This is a genomic window from Bifidobacteriaceae bacterium (genome assembly GCA_031281585.1).
GTDB lineage: Bacteria > Actinomycetota > Actinomycetes > Actinomycetales > WQXJ01 > JAIRTF01.
On record JAITFE010000060.1, the window covers coordinates 74,444 to 99,480 of the forward strand.

At 69.4% G+C, this 25,037-nt stretch carries 21 protein-coding genes and 3 pseudogenes; 6 read left to right on the forward strand and 18 right to left on the reverse strand.

Annotation, left to right across the window (positions count from 1 at the left end; translation table 11 throughout):
• The first annotated feature begins 2 nt into the window (after positions 1-2).
• Positions 3-2,561 (forward strand): DUF5682 family protein, encoded by a 2,559-nt coding sequence (locus LBC97_07055; protein ID MDR2565808.1) that lies wholly within the window; start codon positions 3-5, stop codon positions 2,559-2,561.
• Positions 2,554-3,930, forward strand: a complete 1,377-nt coding sequence (locus tag LBC97_07060; GenBank protein ID MDR2565809.1) for a VWA domain-containing protein — start codon at positions 2,554-2,556, stop codon at positions 3,928-3,930. The genes LBC97_07055 and LBC97_07060 overlap by 8 nt, the downstream gene beginning before the upstream one ends.
• A gap of 223 nt (positions 3,931-4,153) precedes the next feature.
• Here LBC97_07060 and LBC97_07065 read toward each other — a convergent pair whose 3' ends face one another.
• The 5 genes from LBC97_07065 to LBC97_07085 are packed head-to-tail and all read right to left on the reverse strand — an operon-like array spanning position 4,154 to position 9,274.
• Positions 4,154-4,972: an endonuclease/exonuclease/phosphatase family protein gene (locus LBC97_07065; protein MDR2565810.1), complete on the reverse strand. Its 819-nt coding sequence runs from the start codon at positions 4,970-4,972 to the stop codon at positions 4,154-4,156.
• Between the two features lie 54 nt (positions 4,973-5,026).
• The gene (locus LBC97_07070; GenBank protein ID MDR2565811.1) at positions 5,027-6,166 is read right to left on the reverse strand and encodes an ABC transporter permease; all 1,140 of its coding nucleotides are present in this window, start codon (positions 6,164-6,166) and stop codon (positions 5,027-5,029) included.
• Positions 6,163-7,074 carry an ATP-binding cassette domain-containing protein gene (locus tag LBC97_07075; protein ID MDR2565812.1) on the reverse strand — a complete coding sequence of 304 codons (912 nt, stop codon included), beginning with the start codon at positions 7,072-7,074 and terminating at the stop codon, positions 6,163-6,165. Before LBC97_07075 ends, LBC97_07070 begins: the two co-directional genes overlap by 4 nt.
• Before the next feature lie 53 nt (positions 7,075-7,127).
• Positions 7,128-8,015, reverse strand: a complete 888-nt coding sequence (locus LBC97_07080; protein ID MDR2565813.1) for a bifunctional methylenetetrahydrofolate dehydrogenase/methenyltetrahydrofolate cyclohydrolase — start codon at positions 8,013-8,015, stop codon at positions 7,128-7,130.
• Positions 8,012-9,274: a serine hydroxymethyltransferase gene (locus LBC97_07085; GenBank protein ID MDR2565814.1), complete on the reverse strand. Its 1,263-nt coding sequence runs from the start codon at positions 9,272-9,274 to the stop codon at positions 8,012-8,014. Before LBC97_07085 ends, LBC97_07080 begins: the two co-directional genes overlap by 4 nt.
• Before the next feature lie 366 nt (positions 9,275-9,640).
• Between LBC97_07085 and LBC97_07090 the strand changes: the two genes are divergently transcribed.
• Positions 9,641-10,078 (forward strand): hypothetical protein, encoded by a 438-nt coding sequence (locus LBC97_07090; protein ID MDR2565815.1) that lies wholly within the window; start codon positions 9,641-9,643, stop codon positions 10,076-10,078.
• 486 nt (positions 10,079-10,564) lie between these two features.
• Complete coding sequence (locus LBC97_07095) at positions 10,565-11,599, forward strand: aldo/keto reductase (protein MDR2565816.1); 1,035 nt, start codon at positions 10,565-10,567, stop codon at positions 11,597-11,599.
• A 58-nt stretch (positions 11,600-11,657) separates the two neighbouring features.
• Here LBC97_07095 and LBC97_07100 read toward each other — a convergent pair whose 3' ends face one another.
• From LBC97_07100 to infC, 5 genes and pseudogenes are all read right to left on the reverse strand, one after another.
• The gene (locus LBC97_07100) at positions 11,658-13,055 is read right to left on the reverse strand and encodes an Ig-like domain-containing protein (GenBank protein ID MDR2565817.1); all 1,398 of its coding nucleotides are present in this window, start codon (positions 13,053-13,055) and stop codon (positions 11,658-11,660) included.
• A 443-nt stretch (positions 13,056-13,498) separates the two neighbouring features.
• Positions 13,499-14,425, reverse strand: coding sequence for an RNA methyltransferase (locus LBC97_07105; GenBank protein MDR2565818.1), 927 nt, complete (start codon positions 14,423-14,425; stop codon positions 13,499-13,501).
• Between the two features lie 36 nt (positions 14,426-14,461).
• Entirely contained in the window at positions 14,462-14,845 is a 384-nt protein-coding gene (gene rplT / locus LBC97_07110; GenBank protein ID MDR2565819.1) for a 50S ribosomal protein L20, read from the reverse strand.
• 27 nt (positions 14,846-14,872) lie between these two features.
• Positions 14,873-15,067: a 50S ribosomal protein L35 gene (gene rpmI / locus LBC97_07115; GenBank protein ID MDR2565820.1), complete on the reverse strand. Its 195-nt coding sequence runs from the start codon at positions 15,065-15,067 to the stop codon at positions 14,873-14,875.
• Positions 15,068-15,800: 733 nt separating this feature from the next.
• A pseudogene (gene infC / locus LBC97_07120) lies at positions 15,801-16,439 on the reverse strand (translation initiation factor IF-3).
• 697 nt (positions 16,440-17,136) lie between these two features.
• On the opposite strand from infC, the gene LBC97_07125 reads away from it, so the two are divergent.
• Positions 17,137-17,571: a hypothetical protein gene (locus LBC97_07125; GenBank protein ID MDR2565821.1), complete on the forward strand. Its 435-nt coding sequence runs from the start codon at positions 17,137-17,139 to the stop codon at positions 17,569-17,571.
• A 108-nt stretch (positions 17,572-17,679) separates the two neighbouring features.
• Here LBC97_07125 and priA read toward each other — a convergent pair whose 3' ends face one another.
• From priA to LBC97_07165, 8 genes and pseudogenes are all read right to left on the reverse strand, one after another.
• A complete protein-coding gene (gene priA, locus LBC97_07130) occupies positions 17,680-18,411 on the reverse strand; it encodes a bifunctional 1-(5-phosphoribosyl)-5-((5-phosphoribosylamino)methylideneamino)imidazole-4-carboxamide isomerase/phosphoribosylanthranilate isomerase PriA (protein ID MDR2565822.1) in 732 nt (243 codons plus the stop codon).
• A pseudogene (locus LBC97_07135) lies at positions 18,408-18,542 on the reverse strand (imidazole glycerol phosphate synthase subunit HisH). The gene priA and the pseudogene LBC97_07135 overlap by 4 nt, the downstream one beginning before the upstream one ends.
• Before the next feature lie 210 nt (positions 18,543-18,752).
• Positions 18,753-19,202, reverse strand: a pseudogene (gene hisH, locus LBC97_07140) (imidazole glycerol phosphate synthase subunit HisH).
• Positions 19,199-20,008: a hypothetical protein gene (locus LBC97_07145; protein ID MDR2565823.1), complete on the reverse strand. Its 810-nt coding sequence runs from the start codon at positions 20,006-20,008 to the stop codon at positions 19,199-19,201. The pseudogene hisH and the gene LBC97_07145 overlap by 4 nt, the downstream one beginning before the upstream one ends.
• Positions 20,005-20,604: an imidazoleglycerol-phosphate dehydratase HisB gene (gene hisB / locus LBC97_07150; GenBank protein ID MDR2565824.1), complete on the reverse strand. Its 600-nt coding sequence runs from the start codon at positions 20,602-20,604 to the stop codon at positions 20,005-20,007. Before hisB ends, LBC97_07145 begins: the two co-directional genes overlap by 4 nt.
• Positions 20,601-21,698, reverse strand: coding sequence for a histidinol-phosphate transaminase (locus LBC97_07155; protein ID MDR2565825.1), 1,098 nt, complete (start codon positions 21,696-21,698; stop codon positions 20,601-20,603). The genes hisB and LBC97_07155 overlap by 4 nt, the downstream gene beginning before the upstream one ends.
• On the reverse strand, positions 21,695-23,188 hold the full coding sequence (hisD, locus tag LBC97_07160) for a histidinol dehydrogenase (GenBank protein ID MDR2565826.1): 1,494 nt from the start codon (positions 23,186-23,188) through the stop codon (positions 21,695-21,697). The genes LBC97_07155 and hisD overlap by 4 nt, the downstream gene beginning before the upstream one ends.
• A gap of 95 nt (positions 23,189-23,283) precedes the next feature.
• Positions 23,284-23,793: a hypothetical protein gene (locus LBC97_07165; protein MDR2565827.1), complete on the reverse strand. Its 510-nt coding sequence runs from the start codon at positions 23,791-23,793 to the stop codon at positions 23,284-23,286.
• A gap of 738 nt (positions 23,794-24,531) precedes the next feature.
• Here LBC97_07165 and LBC97_07170 point away from each other — a divergent pair.
• The coding region (locus LBC97_07170; GenBank protein ID MDR2565828.1) for a hypothetical protein at positions 24,532-25,037 on the forward strand (506 nt) is incomplete at its 3' end.

The following is a 25,037-nucleotide window of genomic DNA, read 5'->3' on the forward strand; positions in this document are numbered from 1 at the left end:
CCATGACGGTCCACTTCTTCCCGATTCGCCACCACGGCCCCGGATCAGCGGCCAGCCTGGTCAGCGCCCTGGACCAGCTGAACCCGGCAGCGGTGTTGATTGAGGGGCCGTCCGACGCGAGCGACCTGCTGCCGCTGTTGGCCGCCCCGGAGACGGAGCCGCCCGTGGCGCTGCTCGCCTACCCCAAGGGCGAGCCGTCCCAGGCCGTGTTTTGGCCGTTCGCGGAGTTCTCCCCCGAGTACCAGGCCGCGCTGTGGGCGCTCCGGCACGGGGCGGCGGTCCAGTTCATCGACCTCCCGGCGTCTGCGGGTCGCGGCCCCGCCCCGTGCGAGGACAGCGCCCCGGCGCACCATGCCGACCAGCCGCCCTTCCCAAACCAGCCCGGCCCCGCACCGGCGCACGATGCCGACCGGTCGCCTACCCGGAATCAGCCCGGTTCCGCAGTGGGCCACGACAGGGCCCCGTCCCACCATGCCGACCAGCCACCGCTCGCACGCGAGCCCGGCCCCGAACCGGCGCACGATGCCGACCGGTCGCCTTCCCGCGATCAGCCCGGTTCCGCAGTGGGCCACGACAGGGCTCCGTCGCACCACGGCGGCCAGCCGCCATCCCCAGGCCCGCCCGGTTCCGCACAGGGTGGGGACGTCGGCCAAGCGCTCCCGGAAGGGGAGGCTGGGGGCGGGGAGGACGGCATCGGCCAACGGGGCCGGGCGCTGAGGCGCGACCCGATCGCGCGGCTTGCGGCGGCGGCCGGATATGAGGACGCCGAATCGTGGTGGTGCGACCTGGTGGAGCAAAACCCGGTGCCGGGGCCCGTGTTCGCGGCGGTGGCCAGGGCGATGGGCGAACTGCGGGTTGGCCAAGAGCCGGACGAATGGGAGGCCAAGCGCGAGGCGCACATGCGGCTGCGGATCGCGGAGACGGCCCGGGCGGCGGACGGCCCTGTCGCGGTGGTGTGCGGGGCGTGGCATGTGCCAGCGCTTGAAGCCAAGGCGCCGGCAGCGGCGGACCGGCGGCTTCTGACCGGCCTGCCGCGAGCGAAGTGCGTGTTGACGTGGGCTCCGTGGAGCCAGGAACGTCTCGCGTTCGGATCTGGCTACGCCGCCGGGGTGGCCGCGCCGGGCTGGAACCTGCACGTTTGGCGGACTTGGGGGCGGGAAGACTCCAGCGCGGTCTGGCTGACGCGGATCGCGCGGCTGCTGCGCGAAAGCGGGCACCTCGTTTCGACGGCATCGTTGATCGATGCCGAGCGTTTGGCCCTGGCGCTGGCGGCACTGCGCGGCCGGCCCCGGGCCGGCTTTGAGGAGTTGCGAGAAGCGGCCGTGGCCTGCCTGTTTGGCGGCGACGACCTGCTCTGGCGCACCATCGAGGAGGAACTGCTGCTGGGCGGAGAGGTGGGCCGGGCGCCGTCCGGCGTCCCGCTGGCGCCGTTGATCGGGGACGTGGTCAAAGCGCAGCGGGCGGCCCGCCTCAAACCCGAGGCACTGGAGCGGGAGTTGCCTCTTGACCTGCGCAGCGACGCGGGCCAGCGCCGGTCCTTGTTGCTGCACAGGTTGAACGTGTTGGAGGTGCCATGGGGCGTGATCGAATCCGCCGGCGGGTCGCGGGGCACGTTCCGCGAGCGTTGGCGCCTGCGCTGGCGGCCCGAGTTCGCCGTGACCCTGGTCGAGCGGGTCGTCTACGGATCCGACTTGGTTGGCGCCGCTTCTGCCTATCTCACCGAGGGGATGGGGAAGGCTCGCGACCTGGGCGAGTTGGCCGCGCTGGTCGGGCTGGCCGTCACCGCGGGGCTGCCCGCCGCCTGGGCCACCGGCCTTGGACGGCTCGCGGAAAAAGCCGCTCTGACCAGCGACGTGGGGCAGCTGCTCGGGTCGGTGGCGCCCCTGGCGGAGACCGCCCGGTACGGCCAAGCCCGCCGGGTGGACACGGCCCCGTTGGCGGCATTGGCGGAACGACTGGCGGTCCAGGCCGCCTTGGGGCTGCGCCACGCGGCGCGCGGCTTGGACGATTCGGCGGCGGCCGGGCTGGTGGGTTCGTTGCGCTCGGCGCACGGGGGGCTGCGGCTGCTCGAATGCGACCCGGACACGGAACGGGTTTGGTTCGACGCGCTCGAGGCGTTGGCGGCGGACCAGTCTGCGGCCGCCTTCGTGGCCGGCTCCGCCGGCCAGATGCTGTACGCGGCGGAAAGGCTGACCCCCGCCCAAGCTGTGGCGTTGCTGGAGCGTCGGCTCAGCCCCGGCACGCCCATCCCCTGGGCGGCGCGTTTCATTGAGGGGTTCTTGACCGCCGCCACCGCCCGCCTGATCTACGACGCGCCCTTGCGTCACGCCGTTGACCAGTGGATTCGCCGCCTCGACGAGGATGATTTCCTGGCCCATCTGCCCTTGTTGCGGCGCGTGTTCGCGGACCTCGACGCGATGGAACGGGGCCGCCTGCTGCGGGCGATCTTCCGCCCCGCCGGCCAGGACCGCCTGCCCGGAATGATCCCGCTGCCGTTGACCGTGTGGGAATCACACCTGCGGGCGCTGGAGCCGCTGCTGACGGGAGTCCGCGATGCTTGAGCCTGAATCGCTCGATCCGGTGGATTCGACCCCTGGGGATTCGGAGGCGGCCGCGCCGGAGGCCTGCCCGCCTGCGGCTGCTGGGCCCGGTCCCGAGCGCCCCGAACTGACCACACCCGAGGATCGGCTGGCCGCAGAAGCGATGGTCGAGGCGGCGGCTTTCTTGGACGATTCGACGGACGCCCGCGACCACGCGGAAAGACGCTGGAGCTTGGTGCTGGGTTTGGGCGACGGCCTGACCGGCGAAGACGCGCGCCTGTGCGCGGCGCTCAACGCGGTTTACGGCGGTCCCGGCGGCGCTTCGGGAGGCGGGCCGGGCGGGTCTGGCGGCCCCCGGTCCAAGCGCGGCGGCCTGGGCCGCTCCTCGCCCAAGGCCCTGGCGGCCTGGCTGGATGACCTGCGCGGATTCTTTCCACGCGGAGTTGTCCAGGTGGTGCAACGGGACGCTCTGCAACGGCTGGGGTTGACGCAACTGCTGATGGAGCCGGAGGTGCTCGAATCGGTCGAACATGACGTCAACCTGGTGGCCGATCTGATCGCGCTGGGCCAGGTCATGCCGGAGAAGACCAAGGCCGCCGCCAGGGTGGTCATCGGCGAAGTGGTGGCGGAATTGATGGCCCGGCTGGAGCTCCGGATGGCGGAAGCGGTGCGCGGCGCCGTCGACCGGTCGCGGCGGACCAGCCGGCCCCGCCCGGCGGACATCCACTGGCCCCGCACCATCACCGCCAACCTGCGGCACTACCAGCCGGAGTATCGAACCGTCATCCCGGAACGGCTGGTCGGCTTCATGCGGCACCAGCGCCGCCTGGTCGACTTGGACCAGGTTGTGATGTGCGTGGACCAGTCGGGGTCCATGGCGTCATCGGTCATCTACGCCTCGATCTTTTCCGCGGTCATGGCCTCCCTGCCCGCCGTCTCCACGAAGCTGGTCTGCTTCGACACGTCAGTGGTGGACCTGACCGACCAGTTGGCGGACCCGGTGGACGTGCTCTTCGGCGTGCAATTGGGCGGCGGGACCGACATCAACCAGGCGGTCGCCTACTGCGCTGATCTCATGGACCGGCCCAGCAGGTCGCACTTGATCCTGCTGACCGACCTATATGAGGGCGGCGACGAGGAACAACTGCTGCGCCGCCTGGCTTCCCTCACCCGCTTGGGCGTCAACGTGATTGTGCTCCTGGCGTTGACCGACCAGGGCGACCCCGGCTATTCCGCCGAGACGGCGGAACTGGTCGCGGCCCTCGGCATTCCGGTGTTCGGCTGCACCCCCGACCAATTCCCGGACCTGATGGCCACGGCGCTGCGCCGCGAGGACATCGCCGCCTGGGCGGCCAAACAAGACATCCGCCTAATCCGCCCCGCCGCCTGAACCACCCCGGCGCCACCAGCGCCAGGCGCTGGCCCGCCCGCGACCGGCGGCGACCAATCGACCACGGGGCGCCAATCCGCCGCCAAGTCGCGCCCAAACCCCTCCTCAATCCCGTTTGAGCGCAATCCGGCCAAGAACAAGTGGGCCTCATTGACCTCAAACGGGTCCCGCAAGCCGTTCCAGGTCAAGCCGGCCGCATTCCCCGAAGCGGCGGCCGCGCCGCCTACCGGGGCTGGTAGCCCGGCAGGTCGTAGGTGACGGTGAAGGGGGCGTGGTCGGTCCAGCGGGTGTCATAGCGTTCGGCCTTGTCGATCCGGAAGTCGACGGCCTTCCCCGCCAGGTTCGGGGTGGCGATCTGGTAGTCGATGCGCCAGCCGGTGTCATTGTCGAAGGCCTTGCCGCGCCAGGACCACCAGGTGTATGGCCCCTCGCGGTCACCGGCCAGCGCGCGGCCCACATCGACCCAGCCCAAGTCGGCGAACCAGCTGGTCAGTACCGCCCGCTCCTCCGGCAGGAAGCCCGAGTTCTTCAGGTTGCCTTTCCAGTTCCTCAGGTCCGCTTCCCTGTGGGCCACGTTGAAGTCCCCGCTCACCACGGCCTGCCGGCCATCCGCCGCCAGCGCCCGCAAGCGCTCGGTCATCGCGTTCAGGAAGTCAAGCTTGTGCTGCTGGCGAACGGTGCCGACTTCACCGGAATGCACGTAAGCGCTGACCACGGTCAGGTCTTGGCCGTCCGGCAGCACCAGGTCGGTTTCCATCCAGCGCCCGGTGTGGGTGTCCAAAGGTTCGAGCCCGGGCAGTCCCTCGCGGCTGGCGGTCACGGGCAGCAAAGACGACACGGCCACCCCGGAACGGCCTTTGATTCGCGACACGGACTGATGCGTCTCGCGCCCCGGCAAGAACGGCTCCAGCACGTCCGCCGGTGCCCGAACCTCCTGCAAGCACAGCACGTCCGGAGACGCGCCCCGCAGCCAACCGTCCATGCCCTTGCGCATCGCGGACCGGACGCCGCCGGTGTTGAGGGTCGTTATGTCCAAAGTCACTGCCCAAGGGTATCCCGCCCGGAAGCCGGGCCCGCCGCCCGCCGGCAAGCGACCCTACGCCGCCCGGCTGAAAGCCTCTTTGAGTTTGGCTCGCGCGCCGGTCCGCAGGATCGAGTTGGAGTACAGCCGCCCGCCCACCCAGATCGCGAGGACCGTGGTCAGGGCGAGGATCACCAGCGCGGCCAGCGGCTCCCACCAGGCGACTCCCTCCACCAGGATGCGCAACGGCATGGCGATGGGCGAGGAGAATGGCACATACGACAGCCAAGCCACCACGGTCGAGTTGTCCTGGAACGAGATCACCAGAATGTAGGGGATCATCAGCAGCATCATGGTGGGCATCAGCACGGAGCCGACGTCCTCCATCCGGGAGACCATCGCGGCGCTGCCCGCCATCAGTGCGGAGAACATCACAAACGCCACAACGAAGAAGACCAGGAACCAGACCAGCGGGCCGCCCAACAGGTCCATCAGACTGCCGCCCACCCCGGCGGCGGCCGCGAATTCGTCGCCGTACCGGGTCACGTCGCGCAGGCCCCCGCCTACTGCGAAACCGCTGATCAGCGCCACGCCCAGCAGCGCCACCGTTCCCACGGCCAGCACGGCGTTGCCCAGAACCTTGCCGGCCAGCAACACCCTTGCGGGCACCGCCGCCAACAGGATCTCGATCACCCGCGTCTGCTTCTCAATCACGGTGTTGGTGGCCGCCGTCTGCCCGAACATCATCACGATCATGAAGAACACCACCGCGAACCCCACCCCCGCCAGGTACCGCAGCAGACCCGCCACCCGGGGCGGCTCCAGCAACTCCACCGGCGGCGCCACGGTCAGCGCGCCCAGCAGCCCGGACGGCGCTTCGTCCAGGGCGATCAGCGTCACGCCCAGCGGCGGAGCCTCCTGGTCCGGCACCAACGCCGCCTCCACGGAACCTTCCTTGACCGCCTGACGGGCGGCGGCGGCATCGGGCAATTCTTGGACTTCGAAACCCTTCAAAGCGGGCGCCAACTGGGCCGCGTCGCCCACCACGGCGACTTTGCCGTCAGGCTCGTCGTCTCCGCCCAGGCCGGACAGCACGCCGGGCAGCGCCACCCCCAGGAACACAATCAGCGCCATCACCGCGGTCCCGATCAGGAACGACTTGCTCCGCGCCTGCGTCACCACCTCGCGTCTCGTCACCAGCCACACGCGGTTCACGCGACCACCTCCTTGAACACCTCGCTGAGCGGCGGCACCACCCGGCCGAACCCTTCCACCGGCCCCACGGCCACGGTTTCCGCGAGCGCCTGTTGCGCCACCCCCGGCTCGGCGTCGAAACAGATTTCAGTGCCCGATGCCGTCCCCGTGCCCCCAGCCCCGTCCCCCGTAACGTTGACCGCGCCGACGCCCGGGATGGCGGCGATCCGCGCCTCGGCGGCGGCGCCCAGGGCGGACGGCACGGTCAGGCGGTAGCGGGAGCCCGCGTACCGTTCTCTGAGCGCGGCGGTGGCGCCTTGCGCCTTGACCTGGCCGGCCGCGATGATCACCAAGTCGTCGGTGATGCGTTCCACCACGTCAAGCTGGTGGGAGGAGAACAAGATGGGCGCTCCCCGGCTGGCGAAGTCGCGGAGCACGCCCATGACCACGTCGACGGCCATGGGATCCAGGCCGGAGAAGGGCTCGTCCAGGATCAGGGCGGCCGGGTCGTGGACCAGCGCGGCGGCGATCTGCGCCCGCTGCTGGTTGCCCAGCGACAGTTTCTCCACCTTGTCCGCCGCCCGCGCCGTCAAGCCCAAGCGTTCAAGCAGGCCATCGGTGTTCTGCCGCGCCTTCGCGGAGTCCAGGCCGTGGAGTTCCGCGAAGAAGACCAGTTGTTCGCGCACGCCCATTTTCGGGTAGAGGCCGCGTTCCTCCGGCATGTAGCCGAACCCGGACGCGACTTGCGGGCTGGTCGGCCGGCCCTCGAACTCCACCTCCCCCGAATCGGAGGAGAGCACCCCCATGATGATCCGCATCGCGGTGGTCTTGCCGGCGCCGTTGGCGCCCACGAACCCCGTCAATCGGCCCGGCCGGACCTGGAAACTGACCTTGTCCAAGGCTTGCAGCGAGCCGAACGCGCGGCTCACTTCCCGCATTTCAAGCACCGTTGCCTCCAGTGTCGGTTATCTGCTTGTGTTCTTTATCGGCTTGCGGCGGCGGCGCGTTCGGCCGCCTCGACCACGTTGGTCAGGAGCATGGCTCGGGTCATGGGTCCGACCCCGCCCGGGTTGGGCGAGAGCCAGCCCGCCACCTGGGCGACCTCCGGGGCGACGTCCCCGGCTATGGCGAGCTTGCCGTCCGCGCCGGCCACCCGGCTCACCCCCACGTCCAGGACCACCGCGCCCGGTTTGACGTCTTCGGCGCGCACCAGGCCGGGGAACCCGGCGGCGGCCACGATCACGTCCGCCTGGCGCAGCAGGTCCGGCAGGTTCTTGGTGCCCGTGTGGGTCAGCGTGACGGTGGCGTTGATCTCGCGGCGGGTGAACAGCAGGCCGATCGACCGTCCCACGGTGATGCCCCTGCCCAGCACAACCACATGGGCTCCGCGCAGGTCCAGGCCGTTCCGGGCGATCAGGTCGATAATCCCGCGCGGCGTGCACGGCAGCGGCGTGGCGACAGGCGCGTTGACGTTCAGCACCAACGCCCCCAGGTTGGCGGGGTGCAGGCCGTCCGCGTCTTTGGCCGGATCGATGGCTTTGATGATCGCGTCGGCATCCAGCGCGGGCGGCAACGGCAGTTGGACAATGTAGCCGGTGCAGGCGGGGTCCGCGTTCAGCCGCGCCAGCGTGGCCATGACCTGGTCTTGGCTGGCGTCGCCCGGCAGGTCGGCTCGGATCGAGGCGATCCCGACCTCCGCGCAGTCGCGGTGCTTGCCGTTGACGTAGATGACCGATCCGGGGTCTTCCCCCACCAGCACCGTGCCCAATCCGGGCTGGACCCCTTGGGCGCGGAGCGCCGCGACCCTCGCTTTCAGGTCTTCCTTGATTTGGGCGGCGGCGCGGCGGCCGTCCAACACCCGCGCCGTCATTGGGCTAGGCCCGTGTACAGCGGGAAATCGTCGGCCAGCCGGGCGGTGCGGGAGCGCAGGGCGGCCACGTCCGCGCCGTCCCCCTCCCTGAGCGCGGTGGCGATCACGTCGGCCACCTCCGTGAACTCGGCGGGCCCGAATCCCCTGGTGGCCAGGGCGGGCGTGCCAATTCTGAGGCCGGACGTGATCATGGGGGGGCGCGGGTCGTACGGCACGGCGTTCCGGTTGACGGTGATGCCGACCTCTTCCAACAGGTCCTCGGCCTGGCGGCCGTCGAGCGGCGATTCGCGCAAGTCCACCAAGACCAGGTGCACGTCGGTGCCGCCGGTCAAGACCGACACCCCGGCCGCTTTGACGTCTCCGGCGGACAGGCGCTCCGACAGAATCTGGGCGCCCTCAAGCGTGCGGACCTGCCGGTCGCGGAAGCCGTCCGTCATGGCGATCTTGAACGCCACGGCCTTGGCCGCGATCACGTGCATCAGCGGGCCGCCCTGCTGGCCGGGGAACACCGCCGAGTTCAGCTTCTTGCCCCATTCCTCCTGGCTGCGGGACAAAATGAACCCGGAGCGCGGCCCGCCCAGGGTCTTGTGCACGGTGGAGGTGGTGACGTCCGCGAAGGGCACGGGGTTCGGATGCAGCCCGGCCGCCACCAGCCCGGCGAAGTGCGCCATGTCGACCCACAGCCGCGCGCCGACCTCGTCCGCGATCTCGCGGAACGCCGCGAAGTCCAGGTGCCGGGGGTAGGCCGACCAGCCGGCGATGATCACCTGCGGCCGGTGCTCCAGCGCCGCCGCCCGCACGGCCTCCGGCTCGATCCGGTTGGTCACGCGGTCAACCTGGTACGCCGCGACCTGGTACAGCTTGCCGGAGAAGTTCAGCTTCATGCCGTGGGTCAGATGCCCGCCGTGGGCCAGTTCCAGGCCCAGCAGCTTCTCCCCCGGCTCCATCATGGCCGCCAAGGCGGCCGCGTTGGCCTGCGCCCCGGAGTGCGGCTGGACGTTGGCGTAATCCGCCCCGAAGAGCTCCTTGGCTCGAGCGATCGCCAGTTCCTCGGCGATGTCCACGACCTCGCAACCGCCGTAATAGCGCCTTCCCGGATAGCCTTCGGCGTACTTGTTGGTCAGCACCGACCCTTGGGCTTCAAGCACTCCGCGCGGCACGAAGTTCTCCGAGGCGATCATCTCAAGGGTGCGCCGCTGGCGGGCCAGTTCCCCGTCCAGCACGGCGGCGATTTCCGGGTCGACTTCCTCCAGAGGCACGGCGGTCAAATCGGTCGCATCAGTGGTCACGTCTAGGTCTCCTCATCGGTCTGCGCTGTGGGCCCCGGCGGGGCTCCAACGCCAAACGCCGTCCGCCCATCCGTCGACCTAGGCTTTCGCCCAGACCGCCGGGTTCAACGCCCGTTTGGCCGTAGACAATCCTATGACCGCCACCGCCCGATCCCGTCCGGCAACGGGCTATCCGGCCAACCGAGCCGTGTTTCGGGTCCGTCCGGCCCTTGCGGCCCCAAGCCCAACCTGAATTGTCTGCTCGGAGCAGACCGCCTGTACCGTCTGGCGGATTAGCGTGGTTTCAATTCGGCTAGATGCCGCGCAAGCGCGGGAATATGACAAAGGAGGGTACTGATGGAGAAACTACGGAATTGGCTGCTGGCGGGAGCTGCGGCAGTGGTCATGGTTGGGGCGGCCGGATGCGGCGAGGAAGTTCCTGGCGAGCCGATGGCGCTCGAACACGGAACCGCCGTTGTGACCAAAGTCAACGACAACCCCAACACCCGACCACCGGGCCTCAGCTTCGACGATGCCGTGGTCAACGTGCATGTCGCCTACACCGTCAACGACGGTTCGTCCGCCAGTTCCGAAGAACTCTCCGACGAATTGGTGCGCACCAGCGTAGTCGAAGATGCCGACGGCACCGAGATCAACGGTTCTTCAGGGTTCTCTCTCATAAGTGGCGAGGTGGTCGAGGTTATCCTGGCGTTTCCGCTGCCGGACGGTGCCAGCGCCCGCGACCTGACCTTCCGGAACGGCGAATATCAGGTCAAACTCTCCGCGGTGCTCTAGCGGGAGTTTCCCTCTTGTTGTAGGGACGGCCACCCGGCGAGGTTTCCGCTGGTGCGGTTCTTTTCCGCGTGGCCTCCTACGAAAGCTATACCGGCCACCCCCGTGTCCCTCGTGTGGACGACATCCATGACCCGCCTCTCAGCTCCATCTACGATCTGATTCCTGACACAAGCCGGAACGCCCGCGGGAGGCGGCCACGGAACAGAATCGGATTTCCACGCGTGCTCAAACACGGGGCCCTGACCCCCGGCCCGCCGCGGCCACCAGCGAACCTCGTATCGCTTGAGGCTTGTCTGCGCCCAGGATGGCGGGCTGGCGAAGGTCGGGGCGGGGCCCGCCGCGAACTCCGCCGTCCCGGCCACCGCATCCAGCGACCGGACGGCATCGGGCAACACCGCTGGTCAGGGCGCTGGTAGCGGTTCCACAGCGCCGGGGCTAGGATTAAACACGACCTATTCTTCGCCCAAAGACCCCCAGGAGTCGCACATGCTTTACACCCATCTTGGCCGCATCGGCCTTAAAGTCTCCCGACTGTGCCTCGGCACCATGAACTTCGGGCCGCAAGCCGACGAGCCGACCGCCTATCGCATCATGGACGCCGCGCTTGACGCGGGGCTGACGTTCTTCGACACCGCCAACGTCTACGGCGGCTGGGGCGGCAAGCCGGAGGCCCACTCGGGCTGGACGGAGGAGATCATTGGGCGCTGGTTCGCCCTTGGCGACGGCCGCCGCGAGAAGGTGGTGCTCGCCACCAAGCTTCACGGCGCCATGAATAATCCGCTGGACGGCCCCAACGACCAGCGCGGCTACTCCGCCTACAAGATCAAGCGGTCCGTCGAAGCCTCGCTGAGCCGCCTCCAAACCGACCACATCGAGCTCTACCAGATGCACCACATCTACCCCCACGCTCCGTGGGACGAGGTCTGGGGCGCCTTCGAGGACCTGGTCGCGGCGGGCAAGGTGGTCTACGTCGGCTCATCCAACTTCGGCGCCCGGCATCTCTGCTGGGCTCAGCAGGCCGCGCAGTCCAGGCACTTCGTCGGCCTGGTGTCGGAGCAGCACAAGTACTCGCTCCTCACCCGCCAGCCGGAACTCGAGGTGCTCCCGGCCGCGCTCGAACTGGGGCTCGGCGTGATCCCGTGGTCGCCGCTCGGCGGGGGGCTCCTGGGCGGCCACGCGCTTGACGGCCAAGGCGGCGAACGTTCGTCCAACGCCGCGGCACAGTTGGACGATGCCGTGCGCGCGCGTTTGGCCCGCTTCCACGAGTTGGCCGCCTCCGCCGGCGTCAGCCCCGCGAATCTGGCCCTGGCCTGGACCTTGGCCAATCCGGCCGTGACCGCGCCGATCATTGGGCCAAGGACCACGGAACAACTGGCGGAGACCCTGGCGGTGCCGGAGATCAAGCTCGACACGGACCTGCTGGCGGCCCTGGACGAGGTCTTCCCCGGACCGGGAGACCCTGGCACGGGCGCCGATCCGGGCGCCCAGCGCGCCACCGCGCCTTGGGCTTACGCCTGGTAGGCCGCTTGACAAAACCGACGCCCCCGTGCCATCCGGCACGGGGGCGTCGGCGCGTCTGTCACGTGTCGCCGGGCGGCGCCTGGCCCTCGAAGGTGACGCCCTCGACATAGAGGCCTGACGTCCACGTGTTCCCGGACCCACCGGAGGCGGAGGGAACCACCGCCACACGGGAGATCGTGCGGGCTGTGAAGGTCAAGTCGGAATCCTGCCACTCCCCGCCGGTCATGGTGAAACTGCCGATCTTCTCCCAGCCGCCGGAGGTGCCGGACACGTACACGTCGAAGCTGCCGTTTCTGAGCTCGTTGAGGAAGGCGCTGGTGGACGCGGTGCCCACTCCGTAGGAGATGCTCAGGCCGGCGACATTCGGCACCGCCGTGTCGAAGACCAGGGGCGTCACCTGGTAGGTCGTGCCGGGCATCTCCACCGGGCCGTCTGCGGCTTCCGCCCGGTACGGGTTGGAGACGTGAACCTTCAGCACCGACTCCGGGCCGTCCTTGGAGGTGATCGTGATGTCCACGGAATAGTTGGAGTAGTCGTCCCAGACCGCGGTGACCAGGCCGGTTGAGTTCACCAACGCCGAGGTCGGGTCGTCGGTCTTGTAGGTCAAGTCCTGGTAGGTGGCGTCGCTCGGCTCAATCGCGGCGTCGATCTGGTAGGTCTCGCCTGGTTTCAAGTCGACGCTGTCCGTCGGCAGGTTGACGGACTGGACCAGCCGGTGGGCGTCGATCTCGATCTCCTGCGCGATGTCGCCGCTGACCACCTTGATGGTCGCGGCGCCTGTCTCATGGGCGGTTATGGCGCCGTCGGCGCTGACTGAGACGATCGCCTCGTCGCTGGACTCGAAACCTATCGGATAGGTCGATTCGGCCGGTTCCAGGACGGGCTCCAGTTCGTAAACCTCGTCAATGTCAAGGATCAAGTCGTCCGGCAGCCCGGTGATCGCGGTGGGCGGCTCCGACACGATGAACGAATAGGTCTTCTTGACGTGGCGCTGCGAAGATTCGACGGTCAGTTTCGCCTCCCCGGCCTTGACGCCCTCGATGGTCGTCTTGCCGTCTTTCTCGCTCACCCGCAGCACGCTCGGCCGGTTCGAGGTCAAGCTCAGCTTGTCCAAGAGCAGGGTCTTCGGATCGCTGAGCAAGCTCACACCGGCCTTTTGGCCGGGCGCGATCGCGAGCAGGTCGCCAACCGACGCGAGTTTGCCGAAATCAGCGCCGACCGACTTCGCGGTCATGGCGTTCAGGCCGAATCCGGCGCCGGCGCCAAGGACCAAGGCGATCGCCGCCGCCAGGATGATGGTCAGCGTCTTGGGCCGGTATCCCTTCTTACTGGGTCGGGCGAGTTCCTGGGTGGCCCCAAGCGCACCGCCGGCCGTCGCCCCAGCGACCGTCTCTCCGCACACGCCGCATTGAGCGGCGCCGGGCACCAATTGCGAACCACACTTATCACAGAACATGACCGCTGCTCCCCTTCCGTACAACGCTGTTGGCCAGCTGCGTTGCCAGCCTATTGGCCTGGACTGACCAGACGGTCTGCTCCGCGCAGACAATTCGACCCGATCCGCCGACGGCTGATTTCCGTCCCCCGGCTTCCGCCAGCCCCGCTCCAACCTTTCGCGAAGTCTCGCCCGCGGCCGCCGGTGTCCATGCCTCCCCCAACATAGGACCCCGGCCGCCCTTGGTGCAACGGGCCGTTAATCGTCCGCACTGGTCCCCTGCCCATTCCCGTGGGAAAAGGCACCGTCCGCCATTTCCGGCGGCCCTGGGGCCAACCGCCCAATACGCGCACGGGGAGTCCCCGCCCGTTCCCGTGGAAATAAGTACCGTCCCCATTTCCGGCAGCCCTGGGGCCGACGGGCCGGTACGCGCCCGCGCGGGTCCGCCGCCCGTGCCCGGGGACCTAGGTACCGTCCCCATTTCGGAGCGCTTCGGCGGACGCGTACAGGCACAAGGTCGCGGCCATGGCGACGTTCAGCGACTCGGCCCGCCCGTAAATCTCGATCCGAACCGATTGGTCTGCGGCCGCCCGCGCCGCCGCGCTCAAGCCCCGCGCCTCGTTTCCAAAGAGCCAGGCGGTGGGCTGGCCCAACGCCGCCCGGTCCAATGCCTCCTCGCCCGCGCCGTCCGCCGCCAGAATCGCCAACCCGGCTGGCCTCAACTGCTGAACCGCCTCTTCGACGGAGGCGGCCTGCGCCACCGGCACATGAAAATAGGAGCCCGCCGAGGCCCGGATCACTTTGGGGGCCGCCGGATCAACCGACTGGTCGGCGAAGACCACCAGGTCCGCCCCGGCCGCGTCGGCCGCGCGGATCACGGTGCCCGCGTTCCCCGGGTCCCTGAGCTGCTCAAGCACCGCCACCAGTTGCGGCGCCGACTGCCCGCCCGGCGGATCCGGGTCCACTGCGCCGCCAAGGCCCGGCTCGGGCAACCCGCAGCCAGCCGGATTCAGGCCCCGCCGACCCGCACCGCCCAGACCGGCGTCTGACTCTGGCGCCTCCCGGCCTGCCACGGCGCTGGACACCGTCCAGCCCGCCCAAGGGTCGCGGGCGCGAGCCGCCACCCCTTGCGCGTCGGGTGAGATCGCCCGCACGTATTCGGCGGACGCCTCATGCGGGTGCCCGCCCGAGGCGAGCGTGGCGGCGATGATCTCGGGATGCCGCCCGGCGGCATCGGCGGTCAGGTAAACGTCCAAGACCAAGCCGGCCAAGGCGGCCTCGCGGCACGCCTGCGGACCTTCGACCAGCAACTCGCCGGTCTCCAGACGCGCCGAACGCCTGGCCAGACGGCGGACCCGCTTGACCCTCTCAGAGGCCACGTTGGTCAGCACGTCAGCGCCAGGCGTTCGGGACTGGCGAATTCGCGGTCAGGCCGCGGCCGGCGCGTTCACGTCCGCCGGCAACGCCTCCTTGGCCTGCGCCACCAACTGGGCGAAGGTGTCCGGGTCGGTGACCGCGATCTCCGCCAGCATGCGGCGGTCCACTTCGATCTGCGCCAAGTGCAGACCCTGAATGAAGCGGTTGTAGGTCATGCCATTTGCCCTGGCGGCGGCGTTGATCCGCTGAATCCACAGGCGCCGGAAGTCGCCCTTGCGGGCCTTGCGGTCCCGGTAGGCGTAGTTGCCGGAATGCTGAACCTGCTCTTTGGCCTTGCGGTATAGCCGCGAGCGCTGCCCGCGGTAACCAGACGCCTTCTCGAGGACGGACCGGCGCTTCTTGCGCGCGTTGACGGACCTCTTTACACGTGCCATTTCCTTAGCTCCTCTACCCTCTAGCCCTCAGCGGCCCAGCAGTCGTCTGACGTTCTTGCGGTCGGCCTTCGCCAGGACCTTGTCCTCGGACAGGCGGCGCGTGCGGCGCGACGACTTCGATTCGAAGTTGTGCCGCATGCCCGGCTGTTCGTGCATGATCTTGCCGGTTCCGGTGATCCGGAAGCGCTTCTTCGCACCTGAGTGCGTCTTGTTCTTCGGCATGGCCTTAGCTTTCCTTGGTCGTTTCTTCTGCTGATCGCGTCCGTCCCGAGTGGGTCGAACGTTGTCTTGACGGTCGCGCCTTGGCCGATCCGGGACCTGGCCGCGCGGCGGCCGCTTTGACGCTGTTGGCGGCCGCTTCGGCCGTTGGGTTGGCGGCGCCCGGCTGCGGGCGGGGCGTGGGCTTCGCGCCGGGCCTGGGGGCCGGCGCTGGTCTGGGCACGGGACTCGGGCTCGGCCCCGCCGGTTTCGGAGCCGCTTTGGGCGCTGGTTCGGCCGGCCTCGGGGGTGCTTGGCCAGCCTGTTCGGCCGGTTTCGGCGCCGCACTGGGAGGCGTTTCGGCCCGCGCCGCCGGCGCTCCGGAGGCGGCTGGCGGCGCTGCGGGAGAAGGGCTCGGGCGGGAGGAGGCCGTGCTGGTGCGGGCGGAGGCCGTGCTCGGGCGGGCCGGGGCCTCGGCGTCCGCGCCGCCCACGGCTGCGGCGTCACGACCCTTGTCGGTTTCTGGCGCGTCCGCTTCCGCAGTTGGCGCGCCGCCGGCGGCGGCGCGCACGGCATTGTCTTCGTCTTCGGCCTGCTCCGGCGCGGCCGCGCCCGTGACGCTGGCCGCCGAGGCGGCCGGCTGGGCGGATGTGGCCGGAGCCGGAGCGGCGGCGGCAGCAGTGCCGGTGGTGTCGGCAGTGCCGACGACGTCAGAGGCTGAGGTGCTGACACTGGCGGCGGGCGCGGGGGCGCTCGGCGCGCTCTGAGCGGGCTCCGGAGCCGATTCGACTTCCTCGTCTTGGCCGGGCGCGGCGGTTGACGGCTGGGCCGAAGCCTCCGGACCGCCGTCGCGGGTCCGCTTGCGGGTCTGCGCGCGGGCGGCCTTCTTTTTGACCGGCGCGAGCACCATGACCATGTTGCGGCCGTCTTGACGGGGAGCCGACTCGACGGTCGCCAGTTCGGAAACCTCTTCGGCCAGCCGTTGCAGCAACCGCATGCCCAATTCCGGGCGCGATTGCTCGCGGCCGCGGAACATGATCATCACCTTGACCTTGTCGCCCTGGTTGAGGAAGCGCTCGACGTGCCCCTTCTTGGTCCCATAGTCATGCGGATCGATCTTGAGGCGGAAGCGAATCTCTTTCAACACCGTGTTGGCTTGATTGCGCCGCGCGTCGCGGGCCTTCTGAGCCGACTCGTACTTGAACTTGCCGTAATCCATGAGCTTGGCGACGGGCGGCCGCGCGTCCGGGGCGACTTCGACCAGGTCGAGGTCGGCCTCAGCCGCGAGGCGCAAGGCCACGTCAATCTTGACGATCCCGACCTGCTCCCCGCCGGGGCCCACAAGGCGCACTTCGGGCACCCGGATTCGGTCATTGACTCGAGGTTCGCTAATAATCTGCTCCTTTGGCGCGTGGTTCGTTGGCGCGCGCGGAGGCAGTAACCTCGTTCAACCCAGCCCCCTGTTGGCAAGGGCCTAGCGGCCCGTGGGTGCTCGGGTGGGAAGCCAGCGGCCTCCGCTTACGCCCCGCCCGCCTGGGCGCAGCCCAAGCCGACGGTCGGTCCCGGCCATAGTACCAGCTTGATTCCCGGCCACGCCGCCCCCGTCGGCAGCCGAAGTGCGAGCGAAACAACGATCCTGATCCACCGCTGGATCAGGAAGAGCCCGAAGGTTGCATCCGGGGCCGGAAACCGGGCCCAACCCCGCCCAAGCGCAACCCAGACCACGATCCTGATCCACCAGCGGATCACGAAGAGCCCCAAAGTCGCACTCGGTGTCGCCAGCGGGGCCGGCGGCTTGAGGCCGATCAGACGTTGCCCGTGGGCGCGAAGGCGCCGAGGTCAACTCCTGCTAGGCATTCTGTTGGCCACCGTCAACACAGTCGGAATTTGATGAATTCGCACCCCTCACAATGACGGATGCGCAGATAGCGGACTTTGCAGCGAAGGGCGCGGCAGCGTCGCGGGACAAATTCTCCGCGCCTCGCCCAATCCGCGTTCGGACGCGCCTCACGAGCACGGCCCGTCTCCCGAGTGGTTCAGTAGGCTGCCGGCAGCGGCGGCGCCAATCCGCCCACCACGAAGAAGGGTCGACAATGAGCGAAACAAGGGCAGCCCGCAGCCATTCCCGCCTGCGGCCAAGGCTCGGCCGCAGGCTGGGGGACGCGTCCGCGCCCCAGGGCGGGACCGCGAGTTGGCGCGACAGTTCCGCGCAGATTCTGGCCGGCGCTGACGCCGGACGTTACCTGCACGTGAACGTCAACGATGGGCAGACTTTCGGATGGGAGCTTTGGTTCCAACCCGAATCAGGGCCACCCCGATTGCTGGCCGCTCGCCCTTCGACGGACAACGCCGTCGAGTGGCTGGCCAAGGCGGGCGTGGACGCCGAGGTCCCCGTGGCCGCTTTGGCTGTGAGCGTGCCGACTCCGCCGGCAATAGCCTCGGCGTCCCAGGACGCCTCGTTTCCGCTGGCCACCGACATGCCCAAATTGCGGGGCATGAAATGGGGCGTGAAGCGGTCGGGACGGTAGCGGCCCGCCAACCAGGCCGGCCGGACACAGGTCGCGGCGAACCATTCCGGCTGCCGACGCTGACCCGAGCGCCCAGCCACTCGGCCGGAGCGGCCGGCGGCCGGCCGGCTACTGCGCGCCAGTCACCGCCAGCGCCTCGGCCAGGGTGAACGCGCCCGCGTAGAGCGCTTTGCCGACTATGGCGCCTTCAACGCCCAGGGGGACAAGTTCCCGCAGCGCGGTCAGGTCCTCCAGGCGCGACACCCCGCCGGAGGCCACCACCGGCGCGTCGGTGCGCGCGCAGACCGCCCGCAGCAAGTCCAGATTCGGTCCCGTCATAGTGCCGTCCCGTGAGACGTCGGTGACCACATACCGCCGGCAGCCGTCCGCGTTCAATCGGTCCAGCACGGACCACAGGTTCCCGCCGTCCTCGGTCCAGCCTCGCGCCGCCAGCGTCTCGCCGCGCACGTCCAGCCCAATGGCCACGCGGTCCCCGTATTCGACCAGGATTCGGCGGGTCCACTCCGGGTCTTCCAGGGCGGCGGTCCCAATGTTGACCCGCCGCGCGCCGGTCGCCAACGCCCGAGTCAACGATTCGGAGTCGCGGATCCCGCCCGACAATTCCACCTCGACGTCCAGGGCCGCGACCACCCCGTCCAGCAGGCAGGCGTTCGAGCCTCGGCCGAACGCCGCATCCAGGTCGACCAGGTGGACCCAGGAGGCGCCGCCGCGCTGCCAATCCATGGCGGCGGCGAGCGGGTCGCCGTAAAACGTCTCGGTGCCGGCCTCGCCGCGCACCAGGCGGACGGCTTGGCCGTCCGCCACGTCAACGGCGGGAAGGAGTTCAAGCGGGGGTGTCATAGGGTCCTAATCCAGTTCTCGAGCAGGTGGGCGCCGGCGTCGCCGGACTTTTCGGGATGGAATTGCGTGGCGCAAAGGGGGCCGTTTTCGACTGCGGCCACAAAGGGGCCGCCGTGATCGGCCCAGGTCACCAGCGGCGGGGCCAGCGGCGAAGGCGGGTGCCCGCCCCGGACGGCGGCCGGGGCGCGGCCGGGTCCGTCGCCGGCCCAATCGCCGGATGGCGGCGCGACGGCGCGAATAGGGCCCTTGGACGGTGCCTGACCTGAGCCGCCCGCCGCCGCCCCCAAACGGTCCGGGCCAGCGTTCCGGACCGAGCCGACGGCACCGCTCAACAGGGGAAACTCTTGGGCGGCGTACGAGTGGACAAAGTAGAACCGCTCACCCTCGACCCCGCGAAACAGGACCGTCTCAGGCGGCGCCGCCACCGGCGACCAGCCCATGTGCGGCACAACAGAAGCCCGCAGGCGGGTGACCGCGCCGGGCCATTGGCCCAGCCCCTCGGCCACCACGCCGTGCTCTTCGCCGCGCTCGAACATGACCTGCAGCCCCACGCAGATGCCCAGGACGCCGCGGCCGCCAGCCAATCGCCGGTCGACCAACTGCGGCCCCCGCACGCGGCGCAAGCCCTCCATGACGGCGGCGAACGCGCCCACGCCGGGCACAACCAGGCCGTCGGCCTCAAAGGCCGCGACCGGATCCGCCGTCAGTTCGACCTCGGCACCCGCGCGCCGCAGCGCCCGCACCGCGCTCCGGACGTTGCCGAAGCCGTAGTCCAAGACCACAACCTTCATTCGGTTCCCCCCGGAGCTCCCGGGCCCGGATCCGGCGGCGGATCCTCCGCGCCGCTGAGACCCCCTGGACCGCCCGGGCCATCGAAGCCGCCCGACCCCCCCGACCCGCCGGTGCCAGCCTGGTCGCCATGGTTCGCCACCCGGCGTCCCCGCCTCGCCTTGCGGGCGGCGCTGACCGACCGCCCGATGATCCCGATCGCTTCCGCCGCGGACACTTCCGCCACGCTGACCGCTTTGGCGAGCGCGGGGGCCGCCGCGTCCGGGTCGATCAGCAGGTCTTCTAGCAGTTGGGGCGAGTCGGCCAGCACCAGACCGGGCGAGACCCGTTGCACTTCTCGCCCGTCCAGGTAGACCGAAGCCTGAATGTCCCCGGCGGCCGGGTCCGCCGATTCGCCCCGCCGCATCAGCAGCAACTGCTGGCCCCGCAAGGTCGCCGATGCCGTCCGCGCCGCCTCAGCGGCGGCCTCTTCCGCCGCGTCGTCCAAGACCGCCATGCCCATCCCCTCGGCGGCCAGCGTCCGGGCCGCCAGTTGCGGCCCTTTCAGCAGGGCGGCCAGCAGCCACTGGTCGCCCACGCCGAACACCAGCACCGCCACCTCCGGCGCTGACTCGACGGGTTCGAAGACGGCACCCGCCGTCCCGCCGGCCGCTTCGCTCGGATCGCCGGGGCCCGCCCCCGCGCCACGCCCATCGCCGCCGTGCCCGCGCCCGCCACCGCCGTCCGCTCCGGCCGAGGGCGCCGCCTCGGTCGCCAGGAGATCGGCCAGCGCTTGGTCCCAGTCGGGAGGGTCAGGGGTCGTGGTCACAAGGATCCTTTGGTCGACGGCACTCCGCTGACCCTTGGATCTGGCTGGACGGCCGCCCGCAAGGCCCTGGCCAGCGCCTTGAACTCGGCTTCGACAATGTGGTGCGGGTCGCGGCCGCCCAGCACGCGCATGTGCAAAGTCAGACCGGCGTTCAGTGCCAGCGACTCAAACACGTGGGCCGCCAGCGAACCGGTGAAATGGCCGCCGATCAGCGCGAACGCCAATCCGTCGGGTTCGCCCGTGTGGACAAAGTAGGGCCGTCCCGACAGGTCGATCACGGCCTGGGCCAGGGCCTCGTCCAGCGGCACGGTCGCCTCACCGAACCGCGCGAGGCCCCGCTTGTCCCCCAAGGTCTCCTTGAGCGCCTGGCCCAGGACAATGGCGGTGTCTTCGACGGTGTGGTGCACGTCCACTTCTAGGTCGCCTTTGGCGGTCACCACCAGGTCAATCAGCGAGTGCCTGGCGAGCGCGGTCAGCATGTGGTCGTAGAACCCCACCCCGGTGTCGATTCGCGATTCGCCCGTCCCGTCCAGGTTCAAAGTCACCTGCACCGACGATTCGCCGGTTTCGCGTTTGATGGTTGCCTTGCGACTCATTGAAGTTCCTTTCGGATGTCGGCCAACGCCCTCAAGAATGCGAGCGTCTCGGCTTCGGTGCCCACTGAGACCCGCAGCCATCCCGCCGGCCCCACCTCGCGGATGACCACACCCCGCGCCAGGAGTTCCTCCCACACCCTGTGTCTGTCCGAAATCCGCCCGAACAGCACAAAGTTGGCGTCCGATTCGGCCACCTCGAAGCCCATGGCCGCCAGCGCCGCCGCCAGCCGGTCGCGGCGTTCCCGCAGTTCGGCCACCCCGCGCAGCATCAGCCCGGCGTGGTCCAACGCGGCCAGGGCGGTCGCCTGCGTGATCGCCGAAAGGTGGTACGGCAGCCGCACCGTGCGCAGGTAGCCGACCAGTTCCGGGTCCGCCACCAGGTAGCCGAGCCGCACGCCGGCGGCGGCGAACGCTTTCGACATGGTCCGGCTGACCGCCACGTGCCGGTGTTTTTCCAGCAGTTTCAGCGCGCTGGGCCGCCCGACCCGCCGGAATTCGGCGTAGGCCTCGTCCACCACGACCACCGCTTTGCCTTCGACGTGCGCGGCGATCGCGTCGATGGCGGCCAGCGGCAGCGCGGTCCCCGTCGGGTTGTTGGGGCTGGCCAGGAGCACCACCGTCGGCGTCACCCGGTCGATATGCCCGATGCCGTGCGCCACATCCAGCGTGAAGTCCGCTTCCAGCTTCCCCGGTTTCCAGGCTGTGAAGGTCCCGCGCGCGTATTCGGGGTACATCGAATAGGTCGGCTCAAAGGCGGTGGCGGTCCGGCCGGGTCCGCCGAACGCCTGCAGAACGTGCATCAGGACCTCGTTCGAGCCGTTCGCCGCCCAGACCATGTCCGGTCGTAGGTTCACCACGTCTGATTCCCTGATCAGGTAATCGGCGAGGGCCGACCGCAATTCGGAGAAGTCCCGGTCGGGGTAGCGGTTGATTGAGCCCGCCGCCGCCCGCACCCGTTTGACAATGCTCTCCACGACTTCCGGCGGCGGGGCATACGGGTTCTCGTTGACGTTGAGCCGCACGGCGACCGGCGGATGCGGGGCGCCGTACGGCGCCGCCGCCGCTATCTCCTTGCGGACGGGCAGCCCTTTCATCGGCCGTCCTCCAAACCCTGGCCCGGCGTGCCAGTTCCGGATGGCGTCGCGGCGGGTCGGCCGTCCTCCCGCCCGGCCGCGGGCACGACGGCATCGGCGTCCTCGCGGGCGGCGCGGTGGCCCGGCGGCGGGGACACGGCCCCGGCGGGAGCCGGACCGCTGGGCGCGGAGGGCGACCAGACGGCATCGGCGTCCTGGCGGGCGGCGACCGACTCGCCGTGGGCGGGCAGATCCTCGGCTTGGGCGAAGGCCTCGACCAACGGCGCGACCTCGGCCAACGCCTCCGCGGCGTACTCGATCTGCTGGACCGACTTGAGGAAAGACGCGACCCCCAGGGCGGAGGCGAACCGGGCCGTGCCGCCGGTCGGCAGCACGTGGTTGGAGCCCGCCAGGTAGTCGCCCAGGGGAACCGGGCTGGACGGGCCGACGAAGATCGCGCCGGCCGAGTGGATCCTCTCCGCGACCGCGGCGGCGCCGGCGACCTGGAGTTCGAGGTGCTCGGCGGCGTACGCGTTCGCCACGTCGACGGCCTGTTCTAGGTCTTCCACCAGCACAATCCCGCTTTGCCGACCGCCCAGGGCGGTGGCGACCCGTTCGGAGTGCTTGGTGGCGCGCGCGCGCCGGGCGACCGCCGCGCGGACCGCCTCCGCCAGTTCGGGCGAATCGGTGATCAGCACGGAGGCCGCCAGCGGGTCGTGCTCGGCCTGGCTGACCAGGTCGGCAGCCACGAATTCGGGGTTCGCGGTCGCGTCCGCGACAATGGCGATCTCGGTGGGACCGGCTTCCGCGTCAATGCCGACGCGCCCCAACACCAGCCGCTTCGCGGCGGCCACGTAGACGTTGCCGGGCCCGGTGATGACGTCGACTTTGCGCGCCAAACCGGGCACGCCGAAGGCGAACAGGCCAATGGCGGAAACGCCGCCGGCGGCGTAGACCTCCTCCACGCCCAGCAGGGCCGCCGCCGCCAAGATGGTCGGATGGGGCCAGCCGCCGAAGTCCTTTTGCGGCGGCGAGGCCAGCGCCAGTTCCCCGACCCCGGCTTCTTGCGCGGGAACCACGTTCATGATGACCGAACTGGGGTAGACGGCCAAGCCGCCCGGGGCGTACAGCCCGACCCGGCGGACGGGGATCCAGCGTTGGGCGATGACCGCGCCGGGCGCCACCAGCACGGCCCCGTCCGGCGGGACCTGGGCGGCGTGCACCCGCCGGGTCCGCTCAATCGAGACCTCCATCGCCCGGCGCACGGCCGGGTCGAGGTCCGCCAACGCCTGGCGCAGGCGGTCTGCCGGCACGCGGGTTTGCGGCGGCGCCACCGCGTCGAACCGGACGGCCTGTTCCGCCAACGCCGCCTCGCCGCGTTCGGCTATGTCCTGAAGGAGCGGCCGGACCCGGGCGATGGCCGCGTCAACCCCGAGTTCCGCGCGCGGTAGCGCCGCCGCGAGCTCCTCGCTGGTCAGCGCCACGCGCCCGCGCAGGTCGATTGTGCGCATCACGAGGCCCAAGTCTATTGGCTGTACCCAGCGCCGTTTCGGCCGTCCGGCCGTTGTCCCGCCTCCCGGCCGCCCTTTGCGCCGCGCTGGGCGGCCTATTTGTAGACGCCGTAGGCGACGATCTGGTCCGTGGCCCCGTCGTATTCCGGCTCGGTGAGCATGACGTCGAAGACCAGGTAGAAGCAGCAGATCTCGCCCACCTGGGGCACATGGCCGGTGAAATCCGGGAAGACCTTGTAGACGTACTCCTGGCCGTTCAGGTCCTGCTTGATGCGCCAACTGTCGCCTTCCACCCCCAGGAACTCGCCGCGCACTTTGCGCGGCCCGTAATAGCCCTCCGGCACAGGAATGCCGAAGTCGACCGGATCTTCCTGTGCGGCGGGGGAGGGTTTGGGGCTCGGGGGCGGCTCCGAAGGCTCGCCTTCACCGGCGTCCGCCGTTTTCGAAGCCTTCGGCGTTGGGGCGGGCTTGGTGGATTTGGCCGGCGTGGTTTCCTCCGTCGCCGCCGCCCCTTCCCCGTCCGGGGTCTTCTGCCCGCACCCGGCAAGTCCCGCCGCCGCGAAGGCGACCAATCCGGTCAGAAAGACCGCCAAAGCTTTTTTCATGACGCGTTCTCCTTGTCGCCAACCTGTCCGCCCACGCTGGCGGACACCCGGGGAATGCTTTTCGCCGATTCTAGCGCCCAACGCCTTCGGCGCCCGGCCCCCCACAAGGCTATTCGTGCCGTGGCCGCCGGGCCGCGCTTCTTGAGCGCCGGCAGCAACTCGGCGTGAGCTGTCGTCAGATCGACGCCCAGTTCAACCTCCGACACTGGTCCAAACCTGAGTCCAACGGCGATTGTCCTCCCAATTGGCGCAGTGCGCGAAATGGCTGGCATTATCTTGCCAGTATTCGGGTCGCCCGTTCGCTCAAGGAGCCCCGACATGAGAGATTTCCCCGGCACCGATCAGCCAACCAAGCCATTTGGCGTAACAACCGTCACCCGCACCGCCAACTCGTCGTCAAACGCTGGTTGGTCGCGGCCACCGCCGTAGCGGTCGCCGCTGCCACAGTTGCGCTGTCCCCCGCTGAGTCGGCGGCTTTGCCGCCGGACGCAAACGAGGTCCCGCGCCTCTTGACGGCGGAAACGCCGCGCCGCCCGGTCTGGTCCGCGTGGCGACGAGAACACCGGCACCAAGTCCAACTCGCGCATTATCACCGCGGATCAGAAGACGGAGTCAGGTAGTCTCGTACATCTGCGACCTAACTCTGAAGGCACGGCTCCGCCAGTGGTGGCGCGGGGCTTACTCATCGCGTTCTGACTGGGATCCTGCGCTTCCAGTCCCAGTTTGAAGGAGGACCTAGTGACTCCCGGTGCCACAGATGCCTCGGACTGGTCTCCGGGTCAGTTCGTAAGGGTCGACAAGTCGGATCCGGCGCCGCCCGAGCTCTGCTTCAATGGCCAACGAGTGCCGTTGTTGACCAGGGATTGGGCCACGCCCGAGGGACCGGACAAGTTCTATCCGGAGGAGACCTTCAGTTCGCTCGAACTCCCTGCGATCGACGCGTCACTCAGCGGCGGCCTGAAGATCCATGTCAGTTCTCAAACTGTGCCCTTGACAGTCATTGTCAAGGCGTTTGACGCGATCAACCAAGATGGCATACCGACCCATGAGGCGGGGCTGTACATTTTCGACTCTCAAACTCACGATTTGGACGTAGCGACAGGCAGTGATGGCCTGGAAATTCAGCTAGACGAGGGTCTTGCTCGGGAGGTTAGCGTAGTCGTTGTGGAGCTAAGTTACGGGCTTTCAGCCAGTGATTTGAGCCGGATGCCCCAATACGACATGAGCTGGCGCAATCGCGCCTC